At 52.5% G+C, this 17,139-nt stretch carries 18 protein-coding genes and 1 tRNA gene; 7 read left to right on the forward strand and 12 right to left on the reverse strand.

The window, feature by feature from the left end:
• On the forward strand, window positions 1–1,590 hold the full coding sequence (gene yejF / locus H9644_RS10040; RefSeq protein ID WP_191774420.1) for a microcin C ABC transporter ATP-binding protein YejF: 1,590 nt from the start codon (window positions 1–3) through the stop codon (window positions 1,588–1,590).
• A 3-nt stretch (window positions 1,591–1,593) separates the two neighbouring features.
• On the opposite strand, the gene H9644_RS10045 is transcribed toward yejF, so the two are convergent.
• The 3 genes from H9644_RS10045 to rsuA form a co-directional block, all read right to left on the reverse strand.
• On the reverse strand, window positions 1,594–1,938 hold the full coding sequence (locus H9644_RS10045; RefSeq protein WP_064526789.1) for a YejG family protein: 345 nt from the start codon (window positions 1,936–1,938) through the stop codon (window positions 1,594–1,596).
• A gap of 332 nt (window positions 1,939–2,270) precedes the next feature.
• Window positions 2,271–3,461: a multidrug efflux MFS transporter Bcr gene (gene bcr / locus H9644_RS10050; protein ID WP_191774422.1), complete on the reverse strand. Its 1,191-nt coding sequence runs from the start codon at window positions 3,459–3,461 to the stop codon at window positions 2,271–2,273.
• Between the two features lie 27 nt (window positions 3,462–3,488).
• Window positions 3,489–4,184: a 16S rRNA pseudouridine(516) synthase RsuA gene (gene rsuA, locus H9644_RS10055; RefSeq protein ID WP_064526785.1), complete on the reverse strand. Its 696-nt coding sequence runs from the start codon at window positions 4,182–4,184 to the stop codon at window positions 3,489–3,491.
• Between the two features lie 149 nt (window positions 4,185–4,333).
• Here rsuA and H9644_RS10060 point away from each other — a divergent pair, with 149 nt between their 5' ends.
• Both H9644_RS10060 and rplY read left to right on the forward strand, forming a co-directional pair.
• Window positions 4,334–6,094 carry a DEAD/DEAH box helicase gene (locus H9644_RS10060; protein ID WP_191774424.1) on the forward strand — a complete coding sequence of 587 codons (1,761 nt, stop codon included), beginning with the start codon at window positions 4,334–4,336 and terminating at the stop codon, window positions 6,092–6,094.
• Window positions 6,095–6,218: 124 nt separating this feature from the next.
• On the forward strand, window positions 6,219–6,503 hold the full coding sequence (gene rplY / locus H9644_RS10065; RefSeq protein ID WP_000494183.1) for a 50S ribosomal protein L25: 285 nt from the start codon (window positions 6,219–6,221) through the stop codon (window positions 6,501–6,503).
• 128 nt (window positions 6,504–6,631) lie between these two features.
• On the opposite strand, the gene yejK is transcribed toward rplY, so the two are convergent.
• On the reverse strand, window positions 6,632–7,639 hold the full coding sequence (yejK, locus tag H9644_RS10070) for a nucleoid-associated protein YejK (RefSeq protein ID WP_000050789.1): 1,008 nt from the start codon (window positions 7,637–7,639) through the stop codon (window positions 6,632–6,634).
• A 181-nt stretch (window positions 7,640–7,820) separates the two neighbouring features.
• Here yejK and H9644_RS10075 point away from each other — a divergent pair, with 181 nt between their 5' ends.
• The 4 genes from H9644_RS10075 to narP all read left to right on the forward strand — a co-directional run bounded on the left by H9644_RS10075 (window position 7,821) and on the right by narP (window position 10,809).
• A complete protein-coding gene (locus H9644_RS10075; protein WP_001135667.1) occupies window positions 7,821–8,048 on the forward strand; it encodes a YejL family protein in 228 nt (75 codons plus the stop codon).
• A gap of 19 nt (window positions 8,049–8,067) precedes the next feature.
• On the forward strand, window positions 8,068–9,828 hold the full coding sequence (gene yejM / locus H9644_RS10080; RefSeq protein WP_064526781.1) for an LPS biosynthesis-modulating metalloenzyme YejM: 1,761 nt from the start codon (window positions 8,068–8,070) through the stop codon (window positions 9,826–9,828).
• Between the two features lie 74 nt (window positions 9,829–9,902).
• Window positions 9,903–9,979 (forward strand) — tRNA-Pro (locus H9644_RS10085).
• A 182-nt stretch (window positions 9,980–10,161) separates the two neighbouring features.
• Complete coding sequence (narP, locus tag H9644_RS10090; protein ID WP_064526779.1) at window positions 10,162–10,809, forward strand: nitrate/nitrite response regulator protein NarP; 648 nt, start codon at window positions 10,162–10,164, stop codon at window positions 10,807–10,809.
• Window positions 10,810–10,845: 36 nt separating this feature from the next.
• Here the strand turns inward: narP and ccmH are convergent, their stop codons facing one another.
• Genes ccmH through ccmA form a run of 8 tightly spaced genes read right to left on the reverse strand, consistent with a single transcriptional unit; the run spans window position 10,846 to window position 17,132 of the window.
• On the reverse strand, window positions 10,846–11,898 hold the full coding sequence (ccmH, locus tag H9644_RS10095; RefSeq protein WP_064526772.1) for a cytochrome c-type biogenesis thiol:disulfide oxidoreductase CcmH: 1,053 nt from the start codon (window positions 11,896–11,898) through the stop codon (window positions 10,846–10,848).
• Complete coding sequence (gene dsbE / locus H9644_RS10100; protein WP_064526770.1) at window positions 11,895–12,452, reverse strand: thiol:disulfide interchange protein DsbE; 558 nt, start codon at window positions 12,450–12,452, stop codon at window positions 11,895–11,897. Before dsbE ends, ccmH begins: the two co-directional genes overlap by 4 nt.
• Window positions 12,449–14,392: a cytochrome c-type biogenesis heme lyase CcmF gene (gene ccmF, locus H9644_RS10105; protein WP_191774426.1), complete on the reverse strand. Its 1,944-nt coding sequence runs from the start codon at window positions 14,390–14,392 to the stop codon at window positions 12,449–12,451. The genes dsbE and ccmF overlap by 4 nt, the downstream gene beginning before the upstream one ends.
• Window positions 14,389–14,868, reverse strand: coding sequence for a cytochrome c maturation protein CcmE (gene ccmE, locus H9644_RS10110; RefSeq protein WP_001026411.1), 480 nt, complete (start codon window positions 14,866–14,868; stop codon window positions 14,389–14,391). Before ccmE ends, ccmF begins: the two co-directional genes overlap by 4 nt.
• Window positions 14,865–15,074 carry a heme exporter protein CcmD gene (gene ccmD / locus H9644_RS10115; protein ID WP_000186540.1) on the reverse strand — a complete coding sequence of 70 codons (210 nt, stop codon included), beginning with the start codon at window positions 15,072–15,074 and terminating at the stop codon, window positions 14,865–14,867. The genes ccmE and ccmD overlap by 4 nt, the downstream gene beginning before the upstream one ends.
• Window positions 15,071–15,808, reverse strand: coding sequence for a heme exporter protein CcmC (gene ccmC, locus H9644_RS10120; protein WP_001295447.1), 738 nt, complete (start codon window positions 15,806–15,808; stop codon window positions 15,071–15,073). The genes ccmD and ccmC overlap by 4 nt, the downstream gene beginning before the upstream one ends.
• Window positions 15,809–15,849: 41 nt before the next feature.
• On the reverse strand, window positions 15,850–16,512 hold the full coding sequence (gene ccmB / locus H9644_RS10125; protein ID WP_000971724.1) for a heme exporter protein CcmB: 663 nt from the start codon (window positions 16,510–16,512) through the stop codon (window positions 15,850–15,852).
• Window positions 16,509–17,132: a cytochrome c biogenesis heme-transporting ATPase CcmA gene (ccmA, locus tag H9644_RS10130; RefSeq protein ID WP_077883490.1), complete on the reverse strand. Its 624-nt coding sequence runs from the start codon at window positions 17,130–17,132 to the stop codon at window positions 16,509–16,511. Before ccmA ends, ccmB begins: the two co-directional genes overlap by 4 nt.
• Window positions 17,133–17,139 lie beyond the last annotated feature (7 nt).

Below are 17,139 nucleotides of genomic sequence, written 5' to 3' on the forward strand. Positions count from 1 at the left end.
ATGGCGCAAACTCTGTTAGCGATTGAAAATTTGTCGGTGGGTTTTCGCCATCAGCAAACCGTACGTACCGTAGTGAATGATGTTTCACTACACATTGAAGCTGGCGAAACGCTGGCGCTGGTGGGTGAGTCTGGTTCGGGTAAGAGCGTTACCGCGCTGTCAATTTTACGCCTGCTCCCTTCCCCGCCGGTTGAATATCTCGCTGGTGATATTCGTTTTCATGGCGAATCGCTGCTTCATGCCAGCGAGCAAACATTACGTGGCGTGCGGGGAAATAAGATTGCCATGATTTTCCAGGAGCCGATGGTGTCGTTAAATCCATTGCATCCCCTGGAAAAACAGCTTTATGAAGTGCTTTCACTCCACCGCGGGATGCGTCGGGAAGCGGCGCGTGGCGAAATCCTTAATTGCCTTGATCGCGTCGGTATCCGTCAGGCGGCAAAACGGCTGTCAGATTACCCGCATCAGCTCTCCGGCGGTGAACGCCAGCGGGTGATGATTGCAATGGCTCTTCTCACACGACCGGAGTTATTGATTGCTGATGAGCCAACCACTGCACTGGACGTCTCTGTCCAGGCGCAGATTTTGCAACTGTTGCGCGAGCTGCAAGGCGAGCTGAATATGGGTATGCTGTTTATTACTCATAACCTCAGCATTGTCAGAAAACTGGCCCACCGCGTGGCGGTAATGCAAAACGGTCGCTGTGTGGAGCAAAATAACGCCGTTACGCTCTTTGCCTCTCCTGAACATCCTTATACGCAAAAGTTACTCAACAGCGAACCGTCAGGCGATCCCGTGCCGTTGCCAGAACCAGCCTCAACGTTGCTTGATGTTGAACAGCTTCAGGTCGCCTTCCCCATTCGCAAAGGACTCCTGAAGCGCATCGTCGATCATAACGTGGTGGTGAAAAGCGTCAGTTTTACGCTACGGGCGGGTGAAACGCTGGGTTTAGTGGGCGAGTCCGGTTCCGGCAAAAGCACAACGGGGCTGGCGCTGCTGCGGTTGATTAACTCTCAAGGCAGCATCGTCTTTAACGGTCAGCCATTGCAAAATTTAAATCGTCGCCAGCTATTGCCAATCCGCCATCGCATTCAGGTAGTATTCCAGGATCCGAACTCCTCACTCAATCCGCGACTCAACGTGTTGCAAATTATTGAGGAAGGGTTACGGGTTCACCAACCGACGCTCTCTGCCGTACAACGCGAAGAACAAGTGAAAGCCGTAATGCATGAAGTGGGGTTAGATCCTGAAACGCGCCACCGTTATCCGGCGGAGTTCTCTGGTGGTCAGAGACAACGTATTGCAATTGCCAGAGCATTGATTCTTAAGCCTTCGCTAATCATTCTTGATGAACCAACGTCATCGCTCGACAAAACGGTACAGGCGCAAATATTGACGTTATTGAAATCATTGCAACAAAAACATCAACTGGCCTATTTGTTTATCAGCCATGATTTGCACGTTGTCCGCGCGTTATGTCATCAGGTGATCGTGCTGCGACAGGGAGAAGTGGTGGAACAAGGACCGTGCGCGCGCGTGTTTGCCGCACCGCAGCAGGAGTATACGCGTCAGCTACTGGCGTTGAGCTGACGCTTAAAATGGATTGTAGTTTGAGAAAGGTTCGGCAATGGCCACACCAAAATTTTTCAGTCGGCATGTCGCTGCAAACTCGTCCTGGCGATTTACAAACAGGCACGGCTCACCTTCGCATTCCAGAACAGAACACGGAACTTCAATATCGCTTAACGCCTGGCTTAGTTTGTACATCACCGACCATGCGTTATCGCCATCCGGGCTAAGTAATTTAAGCGCCACCAGGCTGTTGTCGCCGCACTGTCCATTTTGCGGAATCGGTTCAACTTTCGAACCTGCGAAACCAGCAGACCAACGATAGTTCTGCGGCAGTCGATGGACGATTGAGAGTTGTAATGAAGTCACTTATTTTCCCCGGAAGCACATTTACTTCACAATTTATTTACATTAATTTTAACACATCATCAACAATCTGTCCTTCAACAGATCGTAAAGATTGATGCCTCGCCTGCGTGGCCGCTATTGTTCTGGTTTAAATGATATCTGCGGGCGTGGTCACGTTTGCGGGGCTATATGTACCCGTTTCTGCGATCTAACTCAACCTTTTTAACTACAATGATGTGACTTTTTACATAAATTGAGTTTACATAAAATAAACATATATCGGGGGAATGATAGATTTGCGGTTGACATGCATCAACAAAGGAAGCCTTTTAGCTTCCCCGTTGTGCAATAGATCACCGTTTTTTCGGTCGACTGGCGTAAAGGCAGAAGAGAATGGAACTTGTCGCACAGAAAGCAATGGACCAGATCATCGGCCATGCGGAATTGAAGGTAGCCAAAGAAAGCAAAGCGCCAACAACTGCGCCAATGCCAAAACGGAAAGTTCCAGCCAACGACGACGCCGTTCCAGCCATATGGGGAAACTCATCAAGAATGACCGCCATCGCATTGGATGACACCATCGATACGCAACCCACAAACGCCGCAACGCCAACCACCAGCCACCAGAAACCTAGCCCCAGCAGCGCACTGATGACCATCCATGCCGCCATAATGAACTGGATCCACAGCCCCGAGCGGAACATATTTAACGCGCCAATCCGGCGGACAAAGCGGCTGTTAAAGATGGTCATCACGAACAGGAAAACAATGTTTAGCGCAAAGTAATAACCAAAGTTTTCCGGCGCGACGTGGTTAATTTCAATGTAGACAAACGGCCCGGCGCTTAAGAATGAGAACATCCCGGCAAAGCTGAAACCGCTGGCCAGCATATAACTCAGGACACGCTTATGGCGGAACAGCGCAGCAAAGTTACCGATAGTGGTACGAATGTGGAACGGTTGGCGACGCTCTGGCGGCAACGTTTCTTTAATCAGGAAGAAAATCATTGCCGAAGCCAGAATTGCCGCCACAGCGAGGATCCAGAAGATATAATGCCAGCTCAACCACACCAGCACCCAGCCGCCAACTATCGGTGCCATCAGTGGCGCAATAGTCGTTACCAGCATGACAAACGACATCATCCGCGAGAACTCTTCTTTCGGGTAGATATCGCGCATCAAAGCGTTGATTACCACGCTGGCTGCAGCCGCAGCCAGACCGTGGAAGAAACGCATCACAATCAGCTGATCGATGGTTTGCGCCAGCGCGCACGCCACCGCCGCCGCGGCAAACACCAGCGTACCACCGAGAACAACCGGCTTGCGCCCGAAGCTATCCGCCATCGGCCCGTAGATTAACTGCCCCAACGCAAAACCCAGAATATAGGTACTCAGGGTCATCTGTGTGCTACCCGCTGGCACACCAAACTGCGCTGAAATCACTGGCAGCGCGGGCAGATACATATCAATCGACAGCGGCATTAACATGGCCAAAAGGCCAAGGATAAAGACAATAGCAAACGACGAATGCTGTCGAGTGGTCACAACGGGCTCCTGAATAAAATGAAAGTGTTAACCAACGCTGGCAATTTCTTCTGCAGTTAATGGACGATATTCCCCGGGCGCTAAATCTGCATCCAGTGTAATACCGCCAATGCGTTCACGGTGCAATTCCACCACGTGGTTGCCCACGGCGGCAAACATGCGTTTCACCTGATGATAACGCCCTTCACTGATGGTCAAACGGACCTGCGTAGGGGTAATCACTTCCAGCACCGCGGGCTTAGTGAGATCTTTTTCGTTATGTAACTGCACGCCTTTGGCAAATTGTTCTGCCGTATCGTCCGCTACCGGAGATTCCAGCGTCACCAGATAGGTCTTCTCACAATGATGACGCGGAGAAGTAATGCGATGCGACCACTGACCATCGTCAGTCATCAGCACCAGACCGGTGGTATCAATATCCAACCGCCCTGCCGCGTGCAGTTTCCACGCCACAGGTTCATCCAGAAAATAGAGCACCGTTGGGTGATCCGGGTCATCAGTTGAGCAAACATAGCCCTGGGGCTTGTTGAGCATGAAATAACGCGGGCCGTGTTGCTGCGCCAGCGGATTGCCATCATAAGCTACATCGTGTTCAGGGAGCAGTTTGAACGCTGCATTACGGACGATTTCGCCATCGACGGTGACACGATTGCCGCGGATTTCACGCCCGGCAATAGCACGGCTAACACCGAGTTGCTGTGCGATAAATTTATCAAGTCGCATGTGTGTGATTTTGCCTGTAAAAAACGGAGGTCGGGCATAGACCCGAAAATAAGAACTGTTGTCTGCCCAGTATAGCGGTCTAATAACTTCCCTCAAGGGAAAAAGATCCGTGGCATACTATTAGCAGATTAATATACCTACGCTAAACCATGATTTTTACACTTCGTCCATACCAGCAAGAAGCCGTGGATGCCACGCTCAACCATTTTCGTCGTCATAAAACCCCTGCCGTTATCGTGCTGCCTACCGGAGCAGGTAAAAGCCTGGTGATTGCCGAACTGGCGCGACTGGCGCGTGGCCGTGTTCTAGTGCTGGCACACGTCAAAGAGCTGGTGGCGCAGAACCATGCTAAATACCAGGCGTTGGGGCTGGAGGCCGATATTTTTGCCGCCGGGCTAAAGCGCAAGGAGAGCCACGGTAAAGTGGTCTTTGGCAGCGTGCAGTCGGTTGCCCGCAATCTCGATGCCTTTCAGAGTGAGTTTTCGCTTTTAATTGTCGATGAATGCCACCGTATTGGTGACGATGAAGAGAGCCAGTATCAGCAAATCCTTACTCACCTGACAAAAGTGAATCCCCACTTACGCCTGCTTGGGCTGACTGCCACGCCCTTTCGGCTGGGTAAAGGCTGGATTTATCAGTTTCATTATCACGGTATGGTACGCGGCGACGAGAAAGCCCTTTTCCGTGACTGCATTTATGAGCTGCCGCTGCGCTATATGATTAAACACGGCTATCTGACGCCACCGGAACGGCTGGATATGCCGGTTGTGCAATACGATTTCAGCCGCTTGCAGGCGCAGAGCAACGGGCTGTTCAGCGAAGCTGATCTCAACAGGGAACTGAAAAAACAGCAACGTATTACACCGCACATCATCAGCCAGGTTATGGAGTTTGCCGAAAAGCGTAAAGGGGTGATGATTTTCGCCGCGACAGTCGAACACGCAAAAGAGATTGTCGGTTTGCTACCCGCTGAGGATGCCGCACTTATTACTGGCGACACGCCCGGCGCTGAACGCGATGTATTAATTGAAGATTTTAAAGCCCAGCGTTTTCGCTATCTGGTCAACGTCGCGGTACTGACCACCGGTTTTGACGCCCCGCACGTCGATCTTATCGCCATTCTGCGCCCTACCGAATCAGTGAGTCTTTACCAACAAATTGTCGGGCGCGGTCTGCGCCTGGCGCCAGGTAAGACAGATTGCTTAATTCTTGATTATGCAGGCAATCCTCATGACCTCTACGCACCGGAAGTTGGTACGCCGAAAGGCAAAAGTGACAACGTCCCGGTGCAGGTTTTCTGCCCTGCCTGTGGCTTTGCCAACACCTTTTGGGGCAAAACTACCGCCGACGGTACATTGATTGAACACTTTGGTCGCCGCTGTCAGGGATGGTTTGAAGATAACGACGGTCATCGCGAACAGTGTGACTTCCGTTTCCGTTTTAAAAATTGTCCGCAATGTAACGCGGAAAACGATATTGCCGCCCGCCGTTGCCGCGAATGTGACACCATTCTGGTTGACCCGGATGATATGTTAAAAGCGGCGCTACGACTTAAAGACGCCCTGGTACTACGCTGTAGCGGCATGTCTTTGCAGCATGGCCACGACGAAAAAGGCGAATGGCTGAAAATCACCTATTACGATGAAGATGGCGCTGATGTCAGTGAGCGTTTCCGCCTGCAAACACCGGCCCAGCGTACCGCTTTTGAGCAGCTTTTTATCCGTCCGCATACACGTACACCAGGCATCCCTTTGCGCTGGATAACCGCTGCCGATATCCTCGCCCAACAAGCGTTGCTGCGCCATCCGGATTTCGTCGTCGCACGAATGAAAGGCCAGTACTGGCAGGTGCGTGAAAAAGTATTCGATTACGAAGGTCGTTTTCGGCGGGCGCATGAATTACGCGGTTAATGGTAGTTTTGATTGATGTATAAGGCGATTGAGTATAGAATCTCGCCCGCTTTTGCATACGCAAAGCAGATCACTTGCCTGTTGCTGGGTCGCCTGTAGCAGGAATCATTTAAGAGAGAAAGAAATGTTTACTATCAACGCAGAAGTACGTAAAGAGCAGGGTAAGGGTGCGAGCCGCCGCCTGCGCGCCGCTAACAAATTCCCGGCAATCATCTACGGTGGCAAAGAAGCGCCGCTGGCTATCGAGCTGGATCACGACAAAGTCATGAACATGCAAGCTAAAGCTGAATTCTACAGCGAAGTTCTGACCATCGTTGTTGACGGTAAAGAAATCAAAGTTAAAGCTCAGGACGTACAGCGTCATCCGTACAAACCGAAGCTGCAGCACATCGACTTCGTTCGCGCTTAATCGCAGAATAAGTTGTAAAAAACCCCGCTCCGGCGGGGTTTTTTGTATCTGCTAATTATGCCTGATTACGATATTGCTATTTTGGGTAGGCCAGATAAGGCGTTCACGCCGCATCTGGCATTCACTGATTAGTTCCCGCCTGACGTCCGGCGCTGCAATTGATCACGCAGGTTTGGCGGCGTACCTTTAATAGTCAGCGTATCGGTCGCTGGATCCCAGAAGATGCGTTCACCTAACAGCATCGCATCAAAGTTAATGGTCAAACCACCGCCGCTACCGGCAAACTTAGTCAACTGACGCAGCGTGCTGCGGTCTGCCGGGAAGCTCTCTTCCAGTTCATACCCTTTTTCAGCAGCAAACTCTGTGAAGCTTACTTCGCTGACACCCGCCAACTCTTTCGACAACGACTCCAGTTCGATCTCCTCGCCCGCCTGCAATTGCTCATTACAATAGCTATAAACTTGCTGGCGAACGTTCTGCCGTTCTGCTTTATCCAGTTGCGCTTCTGCGGTGAAGTCGTCGACCGCTTGCAACAGGCCGCGGTTTTGCGCTTTCGCGTTCAACCCTTCGCTGGCCCCGAGGAAGTCCATAAAGAAATCGGCGACTTTGCGTCCGACTCGCCCTTTCAGAAAAGTCAGATAGCGGGTCGATTCCGGATTGGTTTCCCACTCAGTTAAATCGATACGCGCCACGATATCCGCATGATTGATATCGAGATAATGGGTCGGGTTAATGTCGAGATTTTCATTAACGCGCATACTGCTCAGGTTGCTTAATACTGCCACCAACAGATATTCCACTGCCAGATAACGGTAGTGGCAAAACAGTACGAAACCGCCGTCAGCAAAAGGATATTTCGCCAGTTCGTCACGCAGGCGTCCAGTTGCCGCTCGGCTAAATGCCAGAAAGTCCTCTTCGCCCTGACGTTGCAAGCGCAGCGTCTGCGCCAGTTCACTCTCTTCGCTGAACAATCCGTAGGCTTTGTTCTTGGCGCTATAGACCCGATGCAACTCTGCCACCATCTCAACGACGGTTTCCGTCGGTTCCAGCAATGAATCGCGCAACACCAGCTCAAGGTTCTGCTCATCACGCTTGATAAGCTGGTGCAGAGCAATCTGGTTGATATCCAGACTCATGATAAACTCTCCTTTAAGACCGGGCGGTATTCAACCACCGCCGGTTAAGCGACGCAATAAAAGATGGCGGTCATTTTACAGAAGGTGGCGTAACGCGAATGATTTAAAGTATAAAAAAGCAGAAAAAAAACCGTTGCTACGGTAATATGTTGCCCTTTCATCAACTAACTGATTTCGATTTATGCCACAAATTTCCCGCTACAGTGATGAACAGGTTGAACAATTGCTCGCAGAGCTGCTCAACGTACTGGAAAAACATAAGGCTCCGACCGACCTTTCCCTGATGGTGTTAGGCAACATGGTCACTAACCTTATCAATACCAGCATTGCCCCGGCTCAACGCCAGGCGATTGCCAACTCTTTTGCCCGCGCTTTGCAGTCCTCGATCAACGAAGACAAAGCGCACTAAGGGAAACAGATAACAGGTTATGGTAACTCATCGTCAGCGCTACCGTGAAAAAGTCTCCCAGATGGTCAGCTGGGGGCACTGGTTTGCACTGTTCAACATTCTGCTCTCACTAGTCATTGGCAGCCGTTACCTGTTTATCGCCGACTGGCCGACAACGCTTGCGGGTCGTATTTATTCCTATGTAAGCATTATCGGCCACTTTAGCTTTCTGGTGTTCGCCACCTACTTGCTGATCCTCTTCCCGCTGACCTTTATCGTCGGATCACAGAGGCTAATGAGGTTTTTGTCCGTCATTCTGGCCACTGTGGGAATGACGCTGCTGCTGATCGACAGCGAAGTCTTTACCCGTTTCCATCTCCATCTTAATCCCATCGTCTGGCAGTTGGTTATCAACCCGGACGAGAATGAGATGGCGCGCGACTGGCAGCTAATGTTTATCAGCGTGCCAGTTATTTTATTGATTGAACTGGTGTTTGCGACGTGGAGCTGGCAAAAGCTGCGCAGTCTGACGCGTCGTCGGCGCTTCGCCCGTCCGCTGGCTGCATTCTTATTTATCGCTTTTATTGCCTCACACATGGTGTATATCTGGGCCGATGCTAACTTCTATCGCCCAATCACTATGCAGCGCGCCAACCTGCCGCTTTCGTACCCGATGACGGCGCGACGTTTTCTTGAGAAGCATGGCCTGCTTGATGCGCAGGAGTATCAACGCCGTCTGATCGAGCAAGGCAATCCAGACGCAGTTTCCGTACAGTATCCGTTAAGCGAATTGCGCTACCGCGATATGGGCACCGGGCAAAATGTGCTGTTGATTACTGTCGATGGCCTGAACTACTCACGCTACGAGAAGCAGATGCCTGCACTGGCGGGTTTTGCCGAGCAAAATATTTCGTTCACACGGCATATGAGTTCCGGCAACGCCACCGACAACGGTATCTTTGGTTTGTTCTATGGCATCTCGCCAAGCTATATGGACGGTATTCTGTCAACCCGTACACCAGCGGCGTTAATTACCGCGCTCAACCAGCAAGGCTATCAGTTGGGCTTATTCTCGTCAGATGGCTTTACCAGTCCGCTCTATCGTCAGGCATTGTTGTCAGACTTCTCGATGCCGAGCGTACATACACAATCCGATGAGCAGACCGCCACGCAGTGGATCAACTGGCTTGGCCGCTACGCGCAAGAAGATAACCGCTGGTTCTCGTGGGTATCTTTCAATGGCACCAATATTGACGACAGCAACCAGCAAGCATTTGCCCGAAAATATAGCCGCGCGGCGGGTAATGTCGATGACCAGATCAATCGCGTCCTGAATGCGTTACGTGAATCCGGGAAACTGGACAACACGGTGGTGATTATCACTGCTGGTCGCGGCATTCCGCTGAGCGAAGATGAAGAAACCTTTGACTGGTCACGTGGCCATCTTCAGGTGCCATTGGTCATTCACTGGCCAGGCACACCGGCACAGCGTATTAATACCCTGACCGATCATACTGATCTTATGACGACGCTGATGCAACGCCTGCTGCACGTCAGCACGCCTGCCAGCGAATACTCACAAGGTCAAGACTTGTTCAACCCTGAGCGCCGTCATTACTGGGTAACAGCCGCGGATAACGATACGCTGGCAATTACCACACCGAAAATGACGCTGGTACTGAACAATAACGGTAAATACCGCACGTACAACTTACGTGGTGAAAGAGTGAGAGACGAAAAACCACAGTTGAGTTTGTTATTGCAAGTGCTGACAGACGAGAAGCGTTTTATCGCTAACTGATTAATTATAAATCAGTTAGCAAAATATCTTACTTGCAATCGGCGTGGAAAACGGTAGTATAAGCAGCCACGAGTCGGCACGTAGCGCAGCCTGGTAGCGCACCGTCATGGGGTGTCGGGGGTCGGAGGTTCAAATCCTCTCGTGCCGACCAAAAATCCCAAGAAAACCAACCGCAAAGGTTGGTTTTTTTATATCTACGCCAATGCCCCCTCCCCACACTTACAGTTTTCACTACATGCCCATACATAAAATGGGGTAACATTCACGCGCCTGGTAGTGTTACCAACGCTACGCTCAAACATAATGATTCTAATAAAACCTCAGGAGACTACTATGCCTGAAGCAACGCCTTTTCAGGTGCTGATTGTGGATGATCATCCACTTATGCGACGCGGTGTTCGTCAGTTACTGGAGCTTGATCCTGGCTTTGAAGTGGTCGCCGAAGCAGGCGACGGCGCGAGTGCTATCGATCTGGCAAATAGGCTGGATATCGACGTTATCTTGCTGGATCTCAATATGAAAGGTATGAGTGGCCTGGATACCCTCAATGCCTTGCGCAGGGATGGCGTTACCGCGCAAATTATTATCCTGACCGTATCAGATGCCTCCAGCGATATCTTTGCACTGATAGACGCAGGCGCTGACGGTTATCTGTTGAAAGATAGCGATCCGGAAGTGTTGCTGGAAGCGATTCGCGCCGGAGCAAAAGGCAGCAAAGTCTTTAGTGAACGCGTCAGTCAGTACTTACGCGAGCGTGAAATGTTTGGTGCTGAAGAAGACCCCTTCAGCGTGCTAACGGAGCGTGAATTAGATGTTCTGCACGAACTGGCACAAGGGCTGTCCAATAAGCAGATCGCTTCGGTACTGAATATTTCCGAGCAGACGGTAAAAGTCCATATCCGCAATCTGCTGCGTAAACTCAATGTCCGCTCACGCGTGGCGGCCACCATTCTGTTCCTGCAACAACGCGGGGCGCAATAAAAAAATAGCCCGATGGATTAACCATCGGGCTTCTTCTTATTTACTTTGTTGCGGCGATAAATGCTGCATCGCCTGAGCGATACTGCGCTCAATCACCGCACGGCGAGTATCGTTGGCAGGCAAGAGTTTCAACATCATCTCCCACGCGGCAACGGCTTCGCCAAATCGCTGCTGCTCAAAGGCGTTAAACGCATACATGCTTAACACGCGAATATTGCTGTGGTCACTTCTCACCAACTGACGTAATAACTCACCGCCCAGGCGGTTGTCGTTAGGATCAGAAGAGCGTGTCAACGCTTCAGCATACCCCAGCGCGGCATCGCTGTTTTTCGGATCGAGGCGATACGCAGTAGCATATGCATCAGTCGCAATACTGGCATTCCCCAGCGCCATCCCAACGCGGCCCAACATAATCCAGCCTTCTATATCTCCCGGATTTTTTTGCAGTTGAGTACGCATTCCAAGTGCAAGGCGCGACATCTCTTCTTCATTCAATGGGTCAGCTTTCGGGTCCAGCGCCCTGTCCAGCAATGCCGGAGCCTGTGCCGTGGCCTGCTGCCAGACTTTTACCTGCTGATAATTGCCAGTCTGGTAGTAGCTGACGCCTGCCACAATCAACGCCACAACAATCCCCGGCAGGTAAACAGCAAATCCGGCACGCTTACCTTCCGGCACGCTTTGTTCAGGAAATTCCTCCACCGCCAGCCGCACACGCCGCCGCGAGCGGGCGTAAATCACCCAACCGCCAATGCCAATGGCAACAACTGGCAGTACCCACAGCAACACGGTCAGCGGCGTTAACGGCGGATCGTAAGTGACGAAGTTGCCGTAACGCGCCACCATATAATCGACAATCTCTTTCTTACTTTTACCTTCCTGCATCAGTTCATACACTTTCTGGCGCAGGTCGGTGGCAATCATCGAGTTAGAATCGGCAATGCTGTTGTTCTGACATTTCGGGCAGCGCAGCTCTTCGGTGAGCTGGCGGAACTGCTGTTCCTGTGCTTCATCCTTAAACTGCAACACGTCGATGGTTGCCAGCGCCGAGCCGGAGATCATCAGCATCAGCACACCCAATAAAAACCTCATTGTGCGGCCTCCTTACTGTATTTCTCCCACAGCGGCTTGATCTCTTCTTCCCAGACGCGGGGATTGAGATCGCCCGCATGGCGATAACGAATGATGCCGTTGCCGTCGATGAGGAACGTTTCTGGCGCGCCATACACGCCCAGATCCAGCCCTAACATGCCGTCACCGTCAAACAGACTTAGCGCGTAAGGATTACCCAGCTCTTTCAGCCAGCTAATCGCTTTCTGCCTGTCGTCTTTATAGTTCATGCCGACCACGCGGATGCCCTGATCAGAAAGCTGATTCAGATATTGATGTTCCGCGCGGCAGGTCGGGCACCAGGTCGCCCAGACGTTAAGCAGCACTGGTTTGCCCTGAGTCAGCACATCCGCCTGATAAAACTGACCGGGATTGTCCAGTGATTCGAGGCGAAACTTCGGCACCGGCTTGCCAATGAGTGCTGATTCCAGATTGGTCGGATCATCTCCTTCGGCGTTACGCGCCAGTTGCCACAGCAATGCTGCGGCAATCGCCAGAAAGATAATCAAAGGAAGTAACAGTACTTTGCGCTTCATACAGCCTCCGGCGCAGTTTTTTGCGGACTCACGCGCTTGCGATAGCGAGGATCAAACAGGCACAGCAGCCCGCCCAGCGCCATCATCAGCCCGCCCGCCCAGATCCAGCGAACAAAAGGTTTGTAGTAAAGACGAACTGCCCACGCGCCGTTTTCCAGCTCTTCACCGAGCGCCGCGTACAGGTCACGGGTGATGCCGCCGTCAATCGCCGCTTCAGTCATCATTGAACCAGCAGTGTTGTAATAACGTTTTTCCGCATACAGCACCGTCTCCGGCTTGCCATCTCGCGTTACGTCGATAGTCGCCACACCGCCGCGCCAGTTAGGGCCAGTCACCTCTTTGACATCACGGAAGGTGAAGCGATATTCATGAATATCGACACTATCGCCGGACTTCATGCGCACATCACGCTCGACGCTATAGTTCTGACTGAAGGCGATACCAACAATTGTCACCGCAAGCCCCAGGTGGGCCGCCACCATCCCCCAGTAACTGAAGGTGGTTTTCGTGCCACGTGAAATGCGCAGCGCCGCTTCCGCAATAGCCAGCACCGCAATCCAGCAAGCCATTGCCAGACCGAGCACCGTCATTGCCACAACTTTGCTTTCGAACAGCCACGGCAACAGCAGCGACAGCACCAGCGTAGAGATGAAGGAAATAATCAATAAATTGCGAATTTTACGCGGGCGATCGCGCCCCCAGCGCACCAGCGGACCAATGCCCAGCACCAGTGCAAATGGCACCATCAGCCAGGTAAACATGCTGTTGAAGAACGGTTCACCAATAGAAATACTGCCTAATCCCAGTTGCTTATGTACCAGCGGCAGCAACGTCCCCAGCAACACCACCAGCATCGCGGCGACCAGCAAAACGTTGTTCGCCAACAACAGAGATTCCCGCGACCACAGCGCATTGTTTACGCGTGAGCGAACTTTATGACCACGGGCAGCAAACAGCAGCAGCGAACCGCCAATCACCAGCACCATAAAGGCGAGAATGAACATGCCGCGCGCCGGATCCGAGGCAAACGCGTGTACTGATACCAGCACGCCGGAGCGCACAAGGAAGGTCCCCAGCAGACACAGCGAGAAGGCACTGATTGCCAGCAGTAATGTCCACGCTTTGAAGCTGGCACGCTGTTCAGTCACCGCCAGCGAGTGCATCAGCGCAGTCCCCACCAGCCACGGCATAAACGAAGCATTTTCTACCGGATCCCAGAACCACCAGCCGCCCCAGCCGAGTTCGTAATAGGCCCATGCGGAGCCGAGTACGATGCCGAGCGTCAGGAAGATCCACGCCGCCAGCGTCCACGGACGAGTAAAACGTGCATAAGTGCTGTCCAGACGCCCGCTTAACAAAGAAGCAATGGCAAAAGCAAACGCCACCGAGAAACCAACGTACCCCATATAGAGCAGAGGCGGATGGAAGATCAGCCCCGGATCCTGCAACAACGGGTTAAGATCGCGACCTTCAATTGGGAAATTCGGCAATGTGCGTGAGAACGGATTAGAGGTAAAGAGAATGAACAGCAAAAAGCCGACGCTGACCATGCCCATTACCGCCAGTACACGAGCAACAATATCCAGCGGGATACGCTGGCTAAAAATCGCTACTGCGAAAGTCCAGCCGCTCATCAGTAACACCCACAGCAGCAGCGAGCCTTCATGCGCGCCCCAGGTAGCTGCCACGCGATACCACACCGGAAGCTGGGTATTGGAGTTGCTGGCGACATAGGTGACGGTGAAGTCATTCACCACGAAAGCATTGACCATCACCAGAAATGCGCCAGCCACGCACATAAACAGTAGCCAGGCAAACAAGCGAGAAGAAGCCATCATGCGCGCATCTCCACGCGCCACGCCCCATAGCGGATACACGGACAGCAGCAGCGCAATTCCTAGCGCCAGGCACAGCAGCCCGTTACCAATTTCCGGCATCATGATGCTGGGTCCTTATAAACACTCGCCGGGCGACGGTGATTGGCTTCCATCGCTTTTTCGACTTCTGGCGGCGTATAGTTTTCATCATGTTTCGCCAACACTTCTTTAGCGAGAATATGATTGCCTTTTTCCAGCTCACCCTGCACCACAACGCCCTGCCCTTCACGGAACAGATCCGGCAAAATGCCTTCATAAGAGACATCGACCGAACCTTCAGCATCGTAAATGGTAAACGTCACTTTCAGCGAGTCAGGATCGCGCTGCACGCTACCCGGCATCACCATCCCGCCAACGCGCAGACGCTGACCGACTTCCGGCATCTGTTGGGTTTCGCGCTTGCCGTAGAGAATTTCTCCCGGCGTATAGAAAAGATCGATATTAGAGCGCAGCGCATACAGCACCAGACCGATGGTCAGCGCCAAACCTGCCAGCACGGCGCAGGCAATCCACAAACGATTTTTACGGCGAATATTCATGCGGCCTCCTGCTGTTGCGCAGCACGTAAACGCGCCTCACGCGCCCGCTGTTGCGCCACGCCACGCAGAATTGCGCGATGCTGCATCACCGAGTGTACGACCAAAACAACCAGCGGAATAACGGTCATCACCACCGCCAGCCAGACAAAAAAGGCGTAACCGCCCATTGCGAAAAATTCATTCCAGGAAGCAAATGCAGGGGTCATTTACGGCCTCTTTTCAGTATCAGTTCACTCACCCACGGACGGCGTTTTTCCATCAGCAAAATCAAATTACGCATCCGCATCAACGTCAGCGTGGCAGACAGCAGCAGGAAGCCGAAAATCGACCAGCGCAGCGGCGAACGCATCGCCGGATCAATACTTTGCTGCATCCGCGTTGATCCCTGATGTAGGGTGTTCCACCACTCAACGGAATAATGAATAATCGGCAAGTTCACTACGCCAATTAGCACCAGAATACCTGCCGCACGGCCTGCCAGACGGCGATCGTCGAAGGCGTGCCACAGGGCAATCACACCAACATACAGAAACAGCAGCACCAGTTCAGAAGTCAGACGCGCGTCCCATACCCACCAGGTACCCCACATCGGTTTTCCCCATGCAGAACCAGTGACCAGGGCAATAAAAGTAAACACGGCACCAATGGGCGCCATCGCCGCCACCGCCAGGTTAGCCATTTTCATCTGCCAGACAAGGCCGATAAACGCGGCCACCGCCATTGAGGCATAAATCCCCATCGACCAGATCGCCGCAGGCACATGCAGATAAATAATGCGGTAGCTATTTCCTTGCTGATAATCAGCCGGAGCAAAGCCGAATCCCCAGATCCAGCCGACGGTAAGCACAACCACACTGGCAATTGCCAGCCACGGTATAAACCAGCCACAGATTTGGTACAACCGTGGTGGGATCGCCAGTTGATGCAGTGTTTTCCACATAGTTTCGATACCAGACTTGAACAAAAATCAGTAATCCAGCGTCATTGAATGCTGATTCGTAACGCTGCCGCCGTCGCAAAAGGACTTAATGTCGCGGTGCCTGCCAGCAACGCGCCTAAAATTGCCAGATACCCGTCAACGGGCAAATGCATAGAAGCCGCGTCCATCGCGGCGGTGGCAAAGATGAGTAATGGGATAGTCAGCGGTAACACCAGAATGCTCAGTAGTACGCCACCGCGCTTAAGCCCCACAGTCAGCGCCACGCCAGGTGCGCCGAGAAAACCCAGCGTTGGAGTTCCCAGCAGCAGCGTCAGCGCCATCACTTGCCAGCCATAAACGTCCATTCCCAGTAGCAATGCCACCAGAGGCGAGAGGATGAGTAATGGCAGACCCGTTACCATCCAGTGCGCCATCACCTTCGCCAGTACAACGGCGGGCAAGGGTAATGGCAATAACATCAATTGTTCAAGACTGCCGTCCTGCAAATCGTCACGGAATAGCCGCTCCAGCGCCAGCAGTGAAGAAAGCAGCGCCGCAACCCAGATAATCCCCGGTGCGATACGCGCCAGCAGCTGCGGCTCCGGGCCGATACTGAGCGGAAAAAGGGTAATAACAATCAGGAAGAACCACAGCGGATTCGCGATTTCGGCGCTATGGCGAAACGCCACGCGCAGCTCAAGACGGAAAATGCGCCAGAACATCATGCGCCCCTCGTTTGCGTCAGCGAAATGCGGCGAATTTTACTTTCAGCAACGTTGAGCGGCTGGTGAGTGGTCAGAATCACAATCCCCCCCTGCTCCGTATGCTGCGCCATACGCTGGGTCAGACGATCGACGCCGTTAACGTCAATCGCGGTAAAAGGTTCGTCGAGTATCCACAACGTGGCACGGGTCAGCCACAAACGCGCCAGCGCAACGCGGCGTTGTTGCCCAGCAGAGAGCTGGTTTACGGGAATATCTTCGAATCCGGCAAGCCCGGCCTGCGCCAGGGCGTCCAGACATTGTGCGGTATCACCGTCACGGTGATAGAAATGCAGATTTTCTAACGCCGTCAGCCGGGTTTTGATCCCCGGCTGATGGCCTATCCATAACAGGTTTTGATGGTAGCTGTCGCGTACCTGATGCAAGGGCTGCCCTTGCCAGAGAACTTCACCCGCGTCAGGGCGAGACAACCCCGTCAGCAAACGGAGAAGCGTTGTCTTCCCCGCGCCGTTACTTCCGGTAATCTGCACCCACTCCCCTGCTTTCAGGGAAAACGATAAATCACAGAACAACGTTCGTTCATCACGCTCGCAGAGCAAACCTCTGGCTTCAAGCATTACCACTCATCTT

The organism is Escherichia whittamii, assembly GCF_014836715.1.
GTDB lineage: Bacteria > Pseudomonadota > Gammaproteobacteria > Enterobacterales > Enterobacteriaceae > Escherichia > Escherichia whittamii.